Source organism: Flammeovirga sp. EKP202, from assembly GCF_014534745.1.
Lineage (GTDB): Bacteria > Bacteroidota > Bacteroidia > Cytophagales > Flammeovirgaceae > Flammeovirga.
Window position 1 is genome coordinate 191,937 of sequence record NZ_JACVVP010000010.1, and the last position, 15,274, is coordinate 207,210.

Consider the following 15,274-nt stretch of genomic DNA (forward strand, 5'->3'; position numbering starts at 1 on the left):
GATCCTTAGATGAATTAGTTAGATGAATAAATTGTAGTCTCAAAAAATCTCCATAAAAATAAGCATTCTTCAATAAAATTGTAAAATGAACACTCAAAATTTATTTCTAGCAATAATTATTATACTTCAAAATACTTGTCATTACATGAAGTTCTTCACGCTTTTTCCATCAAAGTACAATTCAATAAAAAAGCTATAGAATAGGGAAGATAAGCTCTTCCATATCCTATAGCTTTTAATATTTTATACAAGAATTTAAAAACGGATTAGATAACACCTAACTCCTTTCCTACTTCTGTAAAGGCTTTTACAGCTTTTTCTAAATGCTCACGCGTATGTGCTGCTGAAAGTTGAACTCTAATTCTAGCTTGTTCTTTTGGAACAACTGGGAAGAAGAACCCGATAACATAAATACCTTTCTCTAAAAGTTTCTCTGCAAAACGTTGAGACAGCTCAGCATTATAAAGCATCACTGCACAAATTGCAGATTCTGTTGGCTTAATATCAAAACCGGCGGCCAACATTTGCTCTTTAAAGAAAGCCGTGTTCTCATGTAAACGCACTGACAATTCATCAGTGGTATCCATCATTTCAAACATTTCAATCCCTGCCGCAGCTATTGATGGAGGAATAGAGTTCGAGAACAAGTAAGGTCTTGAGCGTTGACGTAACATTTCAATCACCTCTTTTTTACCTGTAGTAAAGCCACCAATAGCACCACCAAACGCTTTACCTAAAGTACCCGTGATAATATCTACTTTACCTCTGATATCAAAGTGTTCAGTAACACCTCTACCTGTTTTGCCTACCACACCAGCAGAGTGACATTCGTCGACCATCACTAATGCATCGTATTTATCAGCCAACTCTACAATCTTATCCATTGGTGCCACGTGACCATCCATAGAGAAGACGCCATCTGTAACAATGATTCTGTAGCGTTGTTCTTGAGCTGCAATTAACTGTTGCTCCAAATCTGCCATGTCAGCTGTTGCGTAACGAAAACGTTTCGCCTTACATAAACGTACGCCGTCAATAATAGAAGCGTGATTTAGTGTATCTGAAATAATAGCATCTTCAGCCGTTAATAACGGTTCAAAAACCCCACCATTCGCATCAAAACAAGCTGCGTATAAAATGGTATCTTCTGCTCCAAAGAAGTCAGCAATTTTCTGTTCTAATTTCTTATGCAAATCCGTCGCTCCACAAATAAATCGAACAGATGACATACCAAAGCCATGTGTATCCATTGAGTCTTTGGCAGCCTTAATCAAACGTGGGTGATTCGATAGTCCCAAGTAATTATTGGCACAGAAATTTAATACAGTTTGCCCCGTATTTAAAGTGATTTCTGCGTCTTGAGGTGACGTAATAATTCTTTCATTTTTATAAAGACCATCTGCCTCAATTTGTTTTAAGTCCTCTTTAAGACTTTCGTATATTTTTTTGCTCATGATTTTTTGATTTATATCGTTATTTCATTGTAAGTACTATATTCTTCTTAATCCCAGTTAAGAATCACTTTACCACAATTACCAGATTCCATAATATCAAAACCTTTTTGGAAATCGTCTATACCAAAACGGTGTGTAATAATTGGTGAAACGTCTAACCCTGAAAGTAACATTTGTTCCATTTGATACCATGTTTCATACATCTCACGACCATAAATACCTTTCAGCGTCAGCCCTCTGAATATGATTTTATTCCAGTCCACTTGTGCGGTTTGAGGGAGTATTCCTAGAAGAGATACTTTTCCGGAGTTGTACATATTATCAATCAACTGATTGAAGGCGATGGTAGAACCTGAGCATTCTAAACCGATATCGAAACCACTCATTCCCAACTCTTTCATCACTTCATTCAAGTCTTCTTTTGCAGGGTTTACTACTCTTGTTGCACCCATCTGCTTTGCTAATTCAGCACGGTATTCGTTCATTTCGGTAGCTACAATGTGTCTTGCTCCTGCAAAACGGGCCACCTGAATAGCCATACTGCCAATCAATCCTGAACCTGTAATTAATACATCTTCGGCAATCAATGGAAATGAAAGTGCAGTGTGCGTTGCATTTCCAAGAGGGTCCATGATGGAAACAATCTCATCTGGAATTTGCTCATTGATTTTCATCACATTCGATCCCGGAACTTTTACATACTCCGCAAAAGAGCCATCAGTGTTCACTCCAATACCAATTGTAGTTTCACAAATGTGTTGTCTTCCTCTTCTACAGTTACGACAACGTCCACAGGCAATATGCCCTTCACCTGTTACTCGATCTCCTTCTTTAAAATCTTTTACTTCACTACCAAATGCCGCCACGTGACCCACATATTCGTGGCCAATAGTCTGACCTATACGAACTGTTTGTTGTGCCCAAGCATCCCATAAATAGATATGTAAATCTGTACCGCAAATAGACGATTTCGATACTTTGATAAGGACATCATTGGGCCCTACTTCAGGAATGGCAACATCTTCCATCCACAAGCCTTTTTCGGCTTTAGATTTTACAAGTGCTTTCATGGTTATATTATATTTATGTATGGTAGTATGTATAATTTATTGTTGGATAAAATAATCCCTATTTCATAACTAGAAATCAAAATTATCATTTTTCATTATATAAACTAAAGGTTGATTTCGCATTAAGAATATTTACACTATTATACCGGTTGAGTACCTCTTTATATAAAATAAACACAAGTAAAGTATCACAAAATATTACCCTAAAAACATATTCAATTCTAAAATAATCTATCAAAATTCACTAAAACCTTAAAAGAACATATTTTTAGATAAAAAATAAAAATACTTATATAAAATTCTGATTATCGGTAAAATATTCTTCAATTCAGATGATTATTCCGTTTTCCATATTTTTCCAGCACTCCTCTTTTTCTAAAATGCAATGAAACGGTATTAGGGGAAATCAAAAATGGTATTGAGGGAAAGTACAACATCGCAAAGGGCGTTTGTATAGTTATCAATCACAAATAAATCGATATGAAACACAATATTATTTTACTATTTACAATCGTATTGACAACAACGTTTTTCTCCTGCACAAAGGAAGAAGATAAAGTCACTCCCATTAATGCTCAGACCCCTGAAAATTTAAATGTTGAACTCATTGATCAAAAGGCGACATTCACATGGACTATTCGTTCAGCTGAAAGTTATACTTTCCAATTAGCGATGGACCAAGAATATACAGATGTCATTTTTGATCAAATGGATAAAAAAAGGGCAGAATCTCCCATCGAAATTGATAGTGCAGAAAGTGATATCAGTAAAGGGAAAGTCATGTTTAAAAATGTCCCTTTTAATCATCGATATCATTTCAGAGTGAGAGCAGAAATCATCGATACTAAAACCGGAAAGTCAACGAGTACTTCTGATTATTCCATGGTGAACTTTATCATAGAGGATAAAACAAAACCAGCCATTCCTACCACAAAAGTAAGCGAAGATCAAATCTCTTTTGCCTCTTTCAATCTTGATTTCCCAGAAGGATTTGACCCCAACAATGAATTAGATATTGAACTCGAAGTTTCTAAAGAGGGATCATTTTCAAATAGCATGACCTTCCGTTACTCTTCCTATTACGGAGCAAATGCAACAAACCTAACACCCAATACTCAGTACTATTACAGAGTGATTCCGAGTGAAATCAACCAAAATGTAAGTGCTTCTGAAGCATCGGTACTTACTACTCATTCCATGCCTTTGATTGAAATGGATAAATTTAATTATAGAACTACTGGTGGAGGCCCCAATTATTTCACCCTAGAATTTGAACCTCAAAATCCTGAGCAAATCATCTTGGCAACTACTCATGGTAATGATCTAAAAGTGGTTTCAGAGGTTTCTACAAAACAAGATTTTGAGATCAATGCAACAATATCTGATACTCAAAAAATCACCATTGGTGACCCTCCTTACGGTTACTTTAAAACGGCCGATGCCTTAGGTAGTACACTTTACGGAAGGGCACATTTAAAAGTTGGAAGTGCAATTAGTGGTGAATATTCAAATATCCTCACAAAAGAAATGCCTAATGCGATAGGTGTAATTGATGGGAATGTTTTGGAATTTGAAGTTGAAAACAATGGGAATGAACGCCTTTTACATTTCAAAAACAGAGGTGAAGCCAATATTGAAATTTTCATCACACTGGAAAATGAACTGGAAGACAATAAAGAAAACAAAGTAAGTTTCAATAGTGAATCTGGTAACAAATTTAGTATAAAAGTAGAAGGAAGAGAGTTTAAGTCCTCTCAAAACAACCTCTCTATTACTCTTTATAAAAATGGACAAACGATTCGTATGGATGATTTAATACAATCAGTTTCATTTAAAATTACCGATGGTAGTGAAAGTCTTAACCTTTATCATTTTGGTTTAGGAATAAGATCATAAGTACTAAGTCAAAAATAACTAATTCTTATTTATTTTTTGGGAGTACAACGCTAAAAAACGTATGAATAGTGGTTCTATTTAGTGTTTTTTGAAGGAAGTAATCGCAAAATAATAAACAGAATTAGTGGTATATAATTTTGTCTTAGTATTTAAAGTAATGTAGTAAACAAGTAATTTTTGATCACCCTCTTCGCTCTTTGAGTGTTGAGGGTATTTTTAATAGTAAAGTGTAATACTACAAAACGAGTTGATTCTTTGGGAATTTTAGTCAACCTCAAACTATATTCAATTTGATAGTTCTATGTAACACATTAAGGTTTGATACTTAGAATAGTGTGTGATCACTCTTCGTCTCTTAAGAAAGATAACAATGGCTTAAGTTCTCCTCTTGAAATGTTAAGTCAAACCATAATCCTAGCACTTATTAATCTGGGACAGTGGGTATTATTTCTTGATTAACTTCTTTACTTCGTCAATAGTTAGACCTGAATACAATGCTACTTTTTCTATACTTAATCCATCTTGAAGCATTGATTTAGCATTCTCAATAGCTTTTTTCTTTTCACCTAGTTTCTCTCCTATCTCTCTACCTTCTTCTCTACCTTCTCTTCTTCCTTTCTCCTCTCTCGTATCCAAAGTATTTACATAATCACGGAAACGCTTTAAATCTTCGTCATACAATTCTTGATCGGCTTTTGGAAGGGCTGTATACTCTGCCAATTTCAACACTTTTCTAAAAATATGCTCCTTTAACACCGATGGCATTTGCTCAAATGTGGTGATATTATTTAAGAGGTAAAGCCATTTGTCAAAGTTGGTTTTCAAGTCTTTCTCCTGCTTTCTGAATTTTGGTAGTTCTAAATACACAAACTTCAGTTTATCATAGAAGACCTTATTTTTTTGATTCTTAAGCTGGACGATATGATGGAAATCTTCTTCGGTTTCATCAAAGATAAAATCCATGATGGAAATCACGTAGACTGCTTTTAATTCATAATCCCATCCTTTTCCACGCTTGGCTTGTTCTTGAATCGGGAAACTTGAATAATAAATCGTACGATCTTTAAAATGTGTTTGTTCGGCACGTTGCAACTCCACGATAAACTTTTCGCCCTGATCGTTTTCACAATATAAATCATAAATGGCTTTACGGTCTGTATCATTTTTAGGTAAATGCTCCGTCGATTTATACGTCAAATCATAGATCTGATCTTCGGCTGGCAATACCGAATTCAAAAAATCAATGAGAATATCTTTATTCGCTTCTTCTCCAAATATTTTCTTAAATCCGAAATCCGTAAAAGGATTGATATAACGTGAAGTGCACATAACTGTTGTTCGTTTATGGGGTAAAGATAGTGATTTTTTGGTTTGGATTTGGGGAAATAATATCAAACGCTTCAACCTTACTATATACATTGATTCTTGCTCATATAGGGTGTTACATTCTCATTGAGATGCAATATTTCTTTCAGTCAGGATGTTGTATAATTTATCTTGAATCGCTCTATCCAAAACCCATGAATTAATTCATGGGCTTTGGATAGAAGCACAAAATTAGAGTGGATAAATTATCGTATCATCTATGAAATTATGGATAAAGAATTAATCATTGATGTGGTTGATATTGGACATCGAAAGGATATTTATGAATAAACCTCACAAGGTAAAAAACTTGTGAGGTTTTGTGTTTTGTTGTTTTAAGTTCGGAAACTTAAACAATGGTATAGTTCGTAGTGACGCTAGCTCTTAACTTTACGAACAGTGGGGCGTTGGAAATTACATCTTATTAAGATGTTTTACTGACAACAAGGAATAGGTGGGGGGAAATGATCTGCCTTTAATTCTTTTGCCTTGATATTATAATGTTTCTTATTATCAACTATTACATATTCTATATTCCTAAGATCATCTAAGTTACCATCTTCAAAATAAGATTTTCTTATCACGGTCAATGTGGTTAAATTAGGTAATTCTTTTACAAAATAAGCCGATGGTACAACAGAACTATCTATAATTTGTAATCTGATAAGTTGTTTCAATTCTTTTAGACTCTCAAAACCAACTATATTTCTACAAAGTTGAAGTTTTAAATGAATTAAAGTATTTTTTGAACTGCAGAAATCACCAATATCAATAGGTGATTTTGAAGCAACTTGATGAAAATAGATACACTGTAATTTGTTTAATTTTGACAAAAATTTAGTATTTTCAAATTTTGGTCTAACTAATTCTATTCTTTTGAGTTTAGTTAAATAATAAAAGGTTTGCTCATTTAAAATGTCTGATTTTGTATTATATAATGTTAATTCTTCAAGATTTATTAAATTTTCTAATCCTATAATTTTTGTGGTATAGTAACAGGATAATTTAAATTTTTTTAAGTTGGTTAAAGGAGATAAATTAATCTTCTGTTTTTTAGAAAAAGTATGAATCCTTAATTCTTTTAAATGAATGAGCTTACCAATAGCTTCAATATTTGAAGTATCAAAAATTGGAATATAAAGTTTTTCCATATACTTCAATTTTAATAATAATGATATCTCAAAAGTATCTTCTTTAAATCCATAATTTGGACTAAGTATCACATTTTTTATTTTATTTTTATTAAAGTGATAAATTGATTCTTCAATATTATTTCCATCAAAATAATATTGATATTCTTTATCTTCTGGATTATATTTATTTTGAATTTCCATTATTCTAAAATTTTTCTATGTCCATTGTTTCTATTATAATTAGGGTCTCCATTCATTTCGTCTTCTAATATTGCTTCAGCCTCAGCTTTTGCAGCATCTCTCCTATTATTAAACCACTTAGGCATTCCATCTAATGTAAATGTTATTCCATGCTCTTTTTCTTTTTCTCGAATCGAAGTCTTCCATCTATCTCCTGTTCCAATACCATGGTATTTTTTTCCATTAGGGTCTACTAATGTATATTTATAAGTCGGTCTTGGATCATCTAAACTATTTCCATGTACTTTTTCAGGGTTTTGTTCTTTTAAATATTGTTCCAAATCTGCATTTAAACCAAATTTACTTCCCAAATCTAAAAGTCTTTCAATTTCCCAGCCTTCAAGCTCCTCACCAGCAAATGCTTTATCTTCAAGATACTTAAATTCTTTTTTCTCCCTTAATTCTCGTGAGGCTTCTTCTATAAATGACGAAGGTTGGGAATCAGAAATATTCTCTAATTTCTTAAAATCATTATATATTTCCCATTTTCTGTCATCTGAATAAAGAGACCACTGTATATAGTAGTAAAACTGTAAAGGACTTTGATTATATGCTGAACCTGTATAAAAGGTTGGTTCTGGAACACCTCTACCAGTTGAATATTTTGGTGGTCGAATTCTAAACGAGACAATAGGAATTGACACACCTGGGATAGGTCTATATAATCTGTATGGATTATTACTAGGATTAAATTTTAAACCATCACTATCAATACCCCAAACTGGCTTGTTTTCAGCAAAGTTGTAAGGAGATAACCATGGCATTTCTTGAGCAATAGGATCCACACTCAAGAACTTCCCAATCACCGGATTATAAACCCTAAAGCCATAATCCTGAATCAGTTGAGAACTGCTTAAATCCGTATCGTTTTCCTTGCCATTAAACCCATAACGGTACTCTTTTCCACCTTCTACACCACTCCAGCTTCGGTTTTCCATGGTAAGGCCAAAGGGGTAGTAATCACTATAAGAAAGAACGTTGCCAGCATCATTGAGGGTCACAAGGACGTTGCCGAGGTGATTACTGAATTCGTATAGGCGTTGCCCACTACGGATCGCAAAAAGATCTTCCTTCCCATTGGCTTGGTACTGCCCTAAGCGGGAACTACCGTAGATTGGAATTTCAGAAAGTTGAGCATTGCGAATAATACCCATGGTGTTGCCACTGGCATCACGAATATACAACGTTTGGGTAAATTATTTTGTCTGACGACAATTAGGTTATCATTGCGATAACTAAATGCTATGTCAAAACTCTCAACTAAAATTCATCCTAATAGCTTGAATTGGTTTGTTGGAATAAGTTACAAACTTATACAATTGGATGGTTCTAAGTAACGCCTTACGACTTGATACTTTGATTAATAGAATACTATTCTTTGATTAACTCCTCTATTTCAGCAATAGTTAAGCCTGTACCTTTCGCGACTTGCTCAACGGTTAAATTCATAGAAAGTAAATTTTTAGCTGTTTCAATCTTAGCTTTCTTTTCGCCTATCTCTATACCTTCTTCTTTGCCCTCTTCTCTACCTTTTTCCCTTCCTTTTGCCTCTCTAGTATCCAAAGTATTAACATAATCACGAAAACGTTTTAAATCTTCATCATACAATTCTTGATCCACTTTTGGAAGGGCTGTATACTCTGCCAGTTTCAGCACTTTTCTAAAAATATGCTCCTTTAACACCGATGGCATTTGCTCAAATGTGGTGATATTATTTAAAAGGTAAAGCCATTTGTCAAAGTTGGTTTCCAAGTCTTTCTCCTGCTTTCTGAATTTTGGTAGTTCTAAATACACAAACTTCAGTTTATCATAGAACACCTTATTTTTTTGATTTTTCAGCTGTACGATATGATGGAAATCTTCTTCGGTGTCATCAAAAATAAAGTCCATGATGGAAATCACGTAGACTGCTTTTAATTCATAATCCCATCCTTTTCCACGCTTGGCTTGTTCTTGAATCGGGAAACTTGAATAATAAATCGTACGATCTTTAAAATGTGTTTGTTCGGCACGCTGCAACTCCACGATAAACTTTTCGCCTTGATCATTTTCACAATATAAATCATAAATGGCTTTGCGATCCGTGTCATTCTTGGGTAAATGCTCCGTCGATTTATACGTCAAATCATAGATCTGATCTTCGGCTGGCAACACCGAATTCAAGAAATCAATCAGAATATCTTTATTGGCTTCTTCTCCAAATATTTTCTTAAATCCGAAATTTGTTAATGGATCGATATAGTGTGGAGTGCACATAACTGAAGTTCGTTTATGAGGTAAAGATAGTGATTTTTTTGTTTGGATTTGGGGATAAGAAAAGTTAGTAAGTTATAAACTTAAACTGTGGGAAAGTTCGTATTGACGCCTGTAGACTGAATACATCGAAAATGAGGGGTTACAAACTTATTCATTCGAGTTAGAAAGTTTGATTTTAACATTACCATCAAAAGTTATCAAATCTTCTTCATTAACACACTTATTATTTAAATTTAATTCCCTCTTGTCATAATCAAACTTAGTACGCAAGTTCATTAAAAGATTAGACTTATCAAAAGCATGAAAATCTAAAGTCGATTCAATTATTTCTTTGACTTCATTAAAATCATTATTCTTCATGACAATATGTGAAGGAGCTATAAATAATCTTTGTGAGATACTTTTATCTACATAAAAAAGGTCTTTTAATGCATCAACAGTAGACACGATTAAATAGAAAAAGTAATAGCTATTATCATTTAATGTGATTGTAATTCTAACAACAGCCTTAAAATAATTATCCTTTACATGATAGCTGTCAAAAGGGTAAAAGTTTGTATTGATATTTTCCCAATAGACATCTGATTCTAAAGCAATATTATGATTAAGCATCGACATTTCTAGATGATAAGAATTTATAAACGAAGTTGATCTTGTCAAATCCTCCAGACCATACCCCCATGCTCCTCCATCTAAATCTCGCATTAACTTAGATATACTAATAGCTATATGCCAGCTAAATTGACCTTTTATTTGAACTAGAAATTTTTGAAAGAAATTTTCTAGTTCATTTATATTAACCAATTCCGATGTAGAAATAATAGTTCCTGATTGAAATCTACAACTTTGTAAAGGATCTGATTTCATTTTTTCAACATAATTTGAAATATTATAGATACTGCTTATACAAGGCACGCATATATTTTCATCAGGGACAACGAAAAGAGACCTAAAATAGCTATCTGAATTGATATCAAACTTATTGTTGATAATTTTTGTAAGATAAATTGTTATTGAATAGTTTTTCATTATTTGTCAGGATCTATATTTATATGCATATCAGCTCTATGAGCACTTTTCTCACTTTGTTTAAGATTATCAATAAAATCCCATGTAACATCAGATTTTTTTACGTTCTAAATTCATCTGAAAATCAGCTGTACTATATGCTTTTTTTTTGTACTTAATCGAACCCTTATTAGTAATCACTATAAGAAAGAACGTTGCCAGCATCATTGAGGGTCACAAGGACGTTACCGAGGTGATTACTGAATTCGTATCGGCGTTGTCCACTGCGGATCGCAAAGAGATCTTCCTTCCCATTCGCTTGGTACCGTCCTAAGCGGGAACTACCGTAGATTGGGATTTCGGAAAGTTTGCAGATAACACCCATTGTGTTGCCACTGGCATCACGAATATACAACGTTTGGATAAATTATTTTGTCTGACGACAATTAGGTTATCATTGCGATAACTAAATGCTATGTCAAAACTCTCAACTAAAAATCATCCTAATAGTTTGAATTGGTTTGTTGGAATAAGTTACAAACTTATACAATTGGATGGTTCTAAGTAATGTCTTAAGGCTTGATAATTTGATTAATAGAATACTATTCTTTGATTAACTCCTCTACTTCCGCAATAGTTAAGCCTGTACCTTTCGCGACTTGCTCAACGGTTAAATTCATAGAAAGTAAATTTTTAGCTGTTTCAATCTTAGCTTTCTTTTCACCTATCTCTATACCTTCTTCTCTACCTTCTCTTCTTCCTTTCTCCTCTCTCGTATCCAAAGTATTTACATAATCACGGAAACGTTTTAAATCTTCATCATACAATTCCTGATCGGCTTTTGGAAGGGCTGTATACTCTGCCAATTTCAGCACTTTTCTAAAAATATGCTCCTTTAACACCGATGGCATTTGCTCAAATGTGGTGATATTATTCAACAGGTAAAGCCATTTGTCAAAGTTGGTTTGCAAGTCTTTCTCCTGCTTTCTAAATTTTGGCAATTCTAAATACACAAATTTCAGTTTATCATAAAAGACCGTATTTTTTTGATTCTTAAGCTGTACAATATGATGGAAATCTTCTTCGGTGTCATCAAAAATAAAGTCCATGATGGAAATCACGTATACTGCTTTTAATTCATAATCCCATCCTTTTCCACGCTTGGCTTGTTCTTGAATGGGGAAACTTGAATAATAAATCGTACGATCTTTAAAATGTGTTTGTTCGGCACGTTGTAACTCCACGATAAACTTTTCGCCCTGATCGTTTTCACAATATAAATCATAAATGGCTTTACGGTCTGTATCATTTTTAGGTAAATGCTCCGTCGATTTATACGTCAAATCATAGATCTGATCTTCGGCTGGCAATACCGAATTCAAGAAATCAATCAAAACATCTTTATTGGCTTCTTCTCCAAATATTTTCTTAAACCCGAAATCCGTAAAGGGATTGATATAACGTGAAGTGCACATAACTGTTGTTCGTTTATGGGGTAAAGATAGTGATTTTTTGGTTTGGATTGAGGGGATATAGAACCCCCCACAAGGTTTTTGGCTTGTGGGAGGGTGTTTTGTTGTGATAAGTTACAAACTTATTCAAAAGGAAAGTTCGCAGTGACGCTGACGCTTAACACTACGAACAGTGGGGGGGAGAGGAACGATTAAATACTATCAAAAAGTAGTTGTTTCTTTATATCTGTAATTAACCGGAGAATCATTATAGATGGCTGGAATCCAAGTAATCTTATTAAGTCTATTTGTTAATATTTTTTGCAAACCATCTATACAAATGGCATTCATCACCTCTACTGAATCTAGTTGCCCACTTTTATTAATTGTAATCCAAAATGATAATTCTCCTTTACTTTTAGTCTTTTTCTGTAAAAGGCTACTAATAGATTCCTTTAAGGCATTATAATCCCCCTCATTAAGAATACTTGCACCAGATCCATTGATTGGTCTAGCATTCAATAAAAAACTATATGCTCCATCATCGTACTTTAATCCTGCTAACAAAGATGTATTTGAAGTTCGATCATCAACTACAGACCTAACAGAGTCTAATAATGCCTCTCCCTTACTCTCAATTAAATATTCTCTAAGAAACTGATAGTAGCAAGAATCCTCTCTACTCATTTCTATTTCTCTAACAGGAATAATACCATACTTTTTCCAAACAAAATACTCAACCGTTTCTCCAAACATGTACTCTGAATCAACATTCATTATAGGTGGGACGCATGTATAAGCTTTATCATATTTTGGGCATTCACATACTTTGTTATTTTGACAACAAATAAGTACACCTACTCCTAAAAATAATATTAAATATTTCATTAAATTTTTCATCTATTTTTAGGAGAAGTTACTTCAGCTCCCTCTGATTGAAATTTCGTACCGTATAATTTTTCAGCATATTTAAAGTTACCTTTAAATGCTTTTATCCCATAAGATCTTTCTGCATCCTCTTTAGACATACCTTTATCCATCTTATATTTTACATAGATTTTTGAAACCTTCTTTTTTGCATACTCATATACTTTAAGTTCAAATTTGATCATCTGATCATTTGACACTGTTCCCTCTTTCAATGCTGTTTTAAATTTATCAAAACCTTCATATCTAAAGTCATTACTAAATCCTTCAATAGCTTTGACAACTTTTGCTTTTACTTCAATATCTATCCCACTAGGCCAATTTGTTAAACCATAGAAATCAGTTTGTCCAGCATGAAACGTTTCTTCGAAAATTGTAGAGATATTTTTATGCCCTGATATTCCTTTTAACATCTCATAATTGAAATTTATCACAAAAGGATCTTCTGAAGTACCTGCATGACCTCGGTTAAAGTTCCCATTATCTTCCGGGTTATGCTTATTCATAGCTCCCTTTATTCCTCCCTGAGTTATATTTGTTTCAGTAACGGAAATGGTTTGTTGAGTTTTCTAACTGATCATACACCTTTCTAAAAATATCTGATGCTCCAACCATTTTCGTTTTTACTTTATGAAAAGTCTCTCCATGAGAACCTGTTACGCCACCCAAAAAATTCGGATAGGTTATCCATGAAAACCATCCATAACCCCAAGATTTATGATAAGGTTCAATAACAGCTCCGTCTGGATCAATATAGTATAACGGGTTATTCCCCGCATATGAATAAGGAGAGATAGAAGGAAAGAGCTGAAATTTTGGATCAATAGATGGTGTCCTGCCAATACTAGGATTATACAACCTTGCCCCCATATCATAAGTGCTTCGTGAACCTTTTAAGTCATCGTCCTTCTCATGACCACTGAACCCATAACGGTACTCTTTTCCACCTTCTACACCACTCCAGCTTCGGTCTTCCATGGTAAGGCCAAAGGGGTAGTAATCACTATAAGAAAGAACGTTGCCAGCATCATTGAGGGTCACAAGGACGTTGCCGAGGTGATTACTGAATTCATATCTGCGTTGCCCACTGCGGATTGCAAAAAGATCTTCCTTCCCATTCGCTTGGTACTGCCCTAAGCGGGAACTACCGTAGATTGGGATTTCAGAAAGTTGAGCATTGCGAATAATACCCATGGTGTTGCCACTAGCATCACGAATATATTAAAAGCAAATTGTAAGATGAAACAATCCAACATATACCGGGATAAATTGGCTTATTATGTTGTGATAAGTTACAAACTTATTCAATTCAATAGTTCTAAGTAACGCCTTACGGCTTAAAACAGAAAGTAAACTTAGAACAGTAGGGGGGAAGCAATATTTCCTTCTGTCAGGATGTTGTATAATTTATCTTGAATCGCTCCATCAAAAACCCATGAATTAATTCATGGGCTTTTGATGGATGCACAAAATTAGAGTCGCAAATTATCGTATCATCTATGAAATTAGTGATAAAGAATTAATCATTGATGTTGTCGATATTGGACATTGAAAGGAGATTTATGAGTAAACCTCACAAGTTTGTAGCGTATGGGGTTTGATGTTTTAAATTGGAATGTTTCAAAATGCTAACTTGTAGCAATCTATCTTTATAAGATTAAAACTGATCTGAGGATTAAATCGTATATTTGATAAACAAAAGAGCGATACTTATGAAAGTAATATTAGATATTGACGACAACAGAGTTCCATTTTTCATGGAATTATTAAAGAGCTTGGACTATATCAACATTCTTAAAGAAATTAAGGATGAAGAAAAAAGTAAAGCCATACAAGACCTTACCGAAGCATTCAATGATGTAAAGCTATATGAGGAAGGGAAAAAACCTCTAAAATCAGCCAAAGACCTTTTAGATGAATTATAAGATTATTGCTACTGAACCCTTCGGTAGAAAACTTAAAAAGTTAGTTAAGAAACATAAATCTTTGAAAGCTGATTTGCTTAAAATAATTGATGAACTTTCTGAAAACCCTACTTTGGGAACCCCTCTCGGGAAGGAATGCTATAAAATCAGAATGGCAATCTCTTCCAAAGGAAAAGGGAAATCTGGTGGCGCCAGACTTATTACTTATGTTAGAATTATCAATGAAACTGTCTTCTTATTGGATATTTATGATAAATCTGAACAGGCTACTATTAGTGAAAAAGATTTGAAATTGCTGATTGATTTATTGGCAGAGTAAACCCTATAAGTTTGTAGCTTATGGAGTTTGTTATATTGTAGTTATAAGTAACGCCTCGGCTTCATACTTTAAATAGTAGAATACTACTTTTTGATTAACTCCTCTACTTCCGTAATAGTTAAGCTATAGTTACTATAGTTACCCCATCAAAATGGACTGCAATCAAAATTAATAATTAAGTAAATTGCAGTATTATGAAAAGTAAAAGAAAATTCACCTCAGAATTTAAA

At 33.7% G+C, this 15,274-nt stretch carries 16 protein-coding genes; 5 read left to right on the forward strand and 11 right to left on the reverse strand.

Translation table 11 applies throughout. The annotated features are described in order from the left end of the window. Positions 1–266: 266 nt before the first annotated feature. Entirely contained in the window at positions 267–1,454 is a 1,188-nt protein-coding gene (gene kbl, locus IC221_RS08745; RefSeq protein WP_188168601.1) for a glycine C-acetyltransferase, read from the reverse strand. 47 nt (positions 1,455–1,501) lie between these two features. Continuing rightward, the gene (gene tdh, locus IC221_RS08750) at positions 1,502–2,524 is read right to left on the reverse strand and encodes an L-threonine 3-dehydrogenase (protein WP_188168602.1); all 1,023 of its coding nucleotides are present in this window, start codon (positions 2,522–2,524) and stop codon (positions 1,502–1,504) included. A 480-nt stretch (positions 2,525–3,004) separates the two neighbouring features. Between tdh and IC221_RS08755 the strand changes: the two genes are divergently transcribed. Continuing rightward, the gene (locus IC221_RS08755) at positions 3,005–4,420 is read left to right on the forward strand and encodes a hypothetical protein (RefSeq protein WP_188168603.1); all 1,416 of its coding nucleotides are present in this window, start codon (positions 3,005–3,007) and stop codon (positions 4,418–4,420) included. A gap of 444 nt (positions 4,421–4,864) precedes the next feature. Here the strand turns inward: IC221_RS08755 and IC221_RS08760 are convergent, their stop codons facing one another. Next, on the reverse strand, positions 4,865–5,749 hold the full coding sequence (locus IC221_RS08760) for an Rpn family recombination-promoting nuclease/putative transposase (RefSeq protein WP_188168604.1): 885 nt from the start codon (positions 5,747–5,749) through the stop codon (positions 4,865–4,867). A gap of 210 nt (positions 5,750–5,959) precedes the next feature. Between IC221_RS08760 and IC221_RS29535 the strand changes: the two genes are divergently transcribed. After that, positions 5,960–6,076, forward strand: a complete 117-nt coding sequence (locus IC221_RS29535) for a type II toxin-antitoxin system RelE/ParE family toxin (RefSeq protein WP_223241332.1) — start codon at positions 5,960–5,962, stop codon at positions 6,074–6,076. 143 nt (positions 6,077–6,219) lie between these two features. Here IC221_RS29535 and IC221_RS08770 read toward each other — a convergent pair whose 3' ends face one another. The 8 genes from IC221_RS08770 to IC221_RS08805 form a co-directional block, all read right to left on the reverse strand. After that, positions 6,220–7,119, reverse strand: a complete 900-nt coding sequence (locus IC221_RS08770) for a hypothetical protein (RefSeq protein WP_188168605.1) — start codon at positions 7,117–7,119, stop codon at positions 6,220–6,222. Next, positions 7,119–8,312 (reverse strand): RHS repeat domain-containing protein, encoded by a 1,194-nt coding sequence (locus IC221_RS08775; RefSeq protein ID WP_188168606.1) that lies wholly within the window; start codon positions 8,310–8,312, stop codon positions 7,119–7,121. Before IC221_RS08775 ends, IC221_RS08770 begins: the two co-directional genes overlap by 1 nt. Before the next feature lie 217 nt (positions 8,313–8,529). After that, the gene (locus IC221_RS08780; RefSeq protein ID WP_188168607.1) at positions 8,530–9,414 is read right to left on the reverse strand and encodes an Rpn family recombination-promoting nuclease/putative transposase; all 885 of its coding nucleotides are present in this window, start codon (positions 9,412–9,414) and stop codon (positions 8,530–8,532) included. Positions 9,415–9,561: 147 nt separating this feature from the next. Beyond that, entirely contained in the window at positions 9,562–10,443 is an 882-nt protein-coding gene (locus IC221_RS08785) for a hypothetical protein (RefSeq protein WP_188168608.1), read from the reverse strand. A gap of 581 nt (positions 10,444–11,024) precedes the next feature. Then, on the reverse strand, positions 11,025–11,897 hold the full coding sequence (locus IC221_RS08790; RefSeq protein ID WP_188168609.1) for an Rpn family recombination-promoting nuclease/putative transposase: 873 nt from the start codon (positions 11,895–11,897) through the stop codon (positions 11,025–11,027). A gap of 198 nt (positions 11,898–12,095) precedes the next feature. Continuing rightward, on the reverse strand, positions 12,096–12,650 hold the full coding sequence (locus IC221_RS08795; RefSeq protein ID WP_188168610.1) for a hypothetical protein: 555 nt from the start codon (positions 12,648–12,650) through the stop codon (positions 12,096–12,098). Between the two features lie 119 nt (positions 12,651–12,769). Then, positions 12,770–13,306, reverse strand: a complete 537-nt coding sequence (locus IC221_RS08800) for a hypothetical protein (RefSeq protein ID WP_188168611.1) — start codon at positions 13,304–13,306, stop codon at positions 12,770–12,772. A gap of 34 nt (positions 13,307–13,340) precedes the next feature. Next, positions 13,341–13,994 carry an RHS repeat domain-containing protein gene (locus tag IC221_RS08805; protein WP_188168612.1) on the reverse strand — a complete coding sequence of 218 codons (654 nt, stop codon included), beginning with the start codon at positions 13,992–13,994 and terminating at the stop codon, positions 13,341–13,343. Between the two features lie 268 nt (positions 13,995–14,262). On the opposite strand from IC221_RS08805, the gene IC221_RS29890 reads away from it, so the two are divergent. The 3 genes from IC221_RS29890 to IC221_RS08820 all read left to right on the forward strand — a co-directional run bounded on the left by IC221_RS29890 (position 14,263) and on the right by IC221_RS08820 (position 15,044). Then, positions 14,263–14,352 (forward strand): type II toxin-antitoxin system RelE/ParE family toxin, encoded by a 90-nt coding sequence (locus tag IC221_RS29890; RefSeq protein WP_188168613.1) that lies wholly within the window; start codon positions 14,263–14,265, stop codon positions 14,350–14,352. Between the two features lie 160 nt (positions 14,353–14,512). Beyond that, positions 14,513–14,725 carry a hypothetical protein gene (locus IC221_RS08815; protein ID WP_188168614.1) on the forward strand — a complete coding sequence of 71 codons (213 nt, stop codon included), beginning with the start codon at positions 14,513–14,515 and terminating at the stop codon, positions 14,723–14,725. After that, positions 14,715–15,044 (forward strand): type II toxin-antitoxin system RelE/ParE family toxin, encoded by a 330-nt coding sequence (locus IC221_RS08820; protein WP_188168615.1) that lies wholly within the window; start codon positions 14,715–14,717, stop codon positions 15,042–15,044. The genes IC221_RS08815 and IC221_RS08820 overlap by 11 nt, the downstream gene beginning before the upstream one ends. The last annotated feature ends 230 nt before the right edge of the window (positions 15,045–15,274 follow it).

Coding starts and splice junctions, on each gene's coding strand:
- kbl (WP_188168601.1), bottom strand. CDS start 1,454: ATGAGCAAAAAAATATACGAAAGTCTTAAAGAGGACTTAAAACAAATT.
- tdh (WP_188168602.1), bottom strand. CDS start 2,524: ATGAAAGCACTTGTAAAATCTAAAGCCGAAAAAGGCTTGTGGATGGAA.
- IC221_RS08755 (WP_188168603.1), top strand. CDS start 3,005: ATGAAACACAATATTATTTTACTATTTACAATCGTATTGACAACAACG.
- IC221_RS08760 (WP_188168604.1), bottom strand. CDS start 5,749: ATGTGCACTTCACGTTATATCAATCCTTTTACGGATTTCGGATTTAAG.
- IC221_RS08770 (WP_188168605.1), bottom strand. CDS start 7,119: ATGGAAATTCAAAATAAATATAATCCAGAAGATAAAGAATATCAATAT.
- IC221_RS08775 (WP_188168606.1), bottom strand. CDS start 8,312: ATGGGTATTATTCGCAATGCTCAACTTTCTGAAATTCCAATCTACGGT.
- IC221_RS08780 (WP_188168607.1), bottom strand. CDS start 9,414: ATGTGCACTCCACACTATATCGATCCATTAACAAATTTCGGATTTAAG.
- IC221_RS08785 (WP_188168608.1), bottom strand. CDS start 10,443: ATGAAAAACTATTCAATAACAATTTATCTTACAAAAATTATCAACAAT.
- IC221_RS08790 (WP_188168609.1), bottom strand. CDS start 11,897: ATGTGCACTTCACGTTATATCAATCCCTTTACGGATTTCGGGTTTAAG.
- IC221_RS08795 (WP_188168610.1), bottom strand. CDS start 12,650: ATGAATGTTGATTCAGAGTACATGTTTGGAGAAACGGTTGAGTATTTT.
- IC221_RS08800 (WP_188168611.1), bottom strand. CDS start 13,306: ATGAATAAGCATAACCCGGAAGATAATGGGAACTTTAACCGAGGTCAT.
- IC221_RS08805 (WP_188168612.1), bottom strand. CDS start 13,994: ATGGGTATTATTCGCAATGCTCAACTTTCTGAAATCCCAATCTACGGT.
- IC221_RS29890 (WP_188168613.1), top strand. CDS start 14,263: ATGCACAAAATTAGAGTCGCAAATTATCGTATCATCTATGAAATTAGT.
- IC221_RS08815 (WP_188168614.1), top strand. CDS start 14,513: ATGAAAGTAATATTAGATATTGACGACAACAGAGTTCCATTTTTCATG.
- IC221_RS08820 (WP_188168615.1), top strand. CDS start 14,715: ATGAATTATAAGATTATTGCTACTGAACCCTTCGGTAGAAAACTTAAA.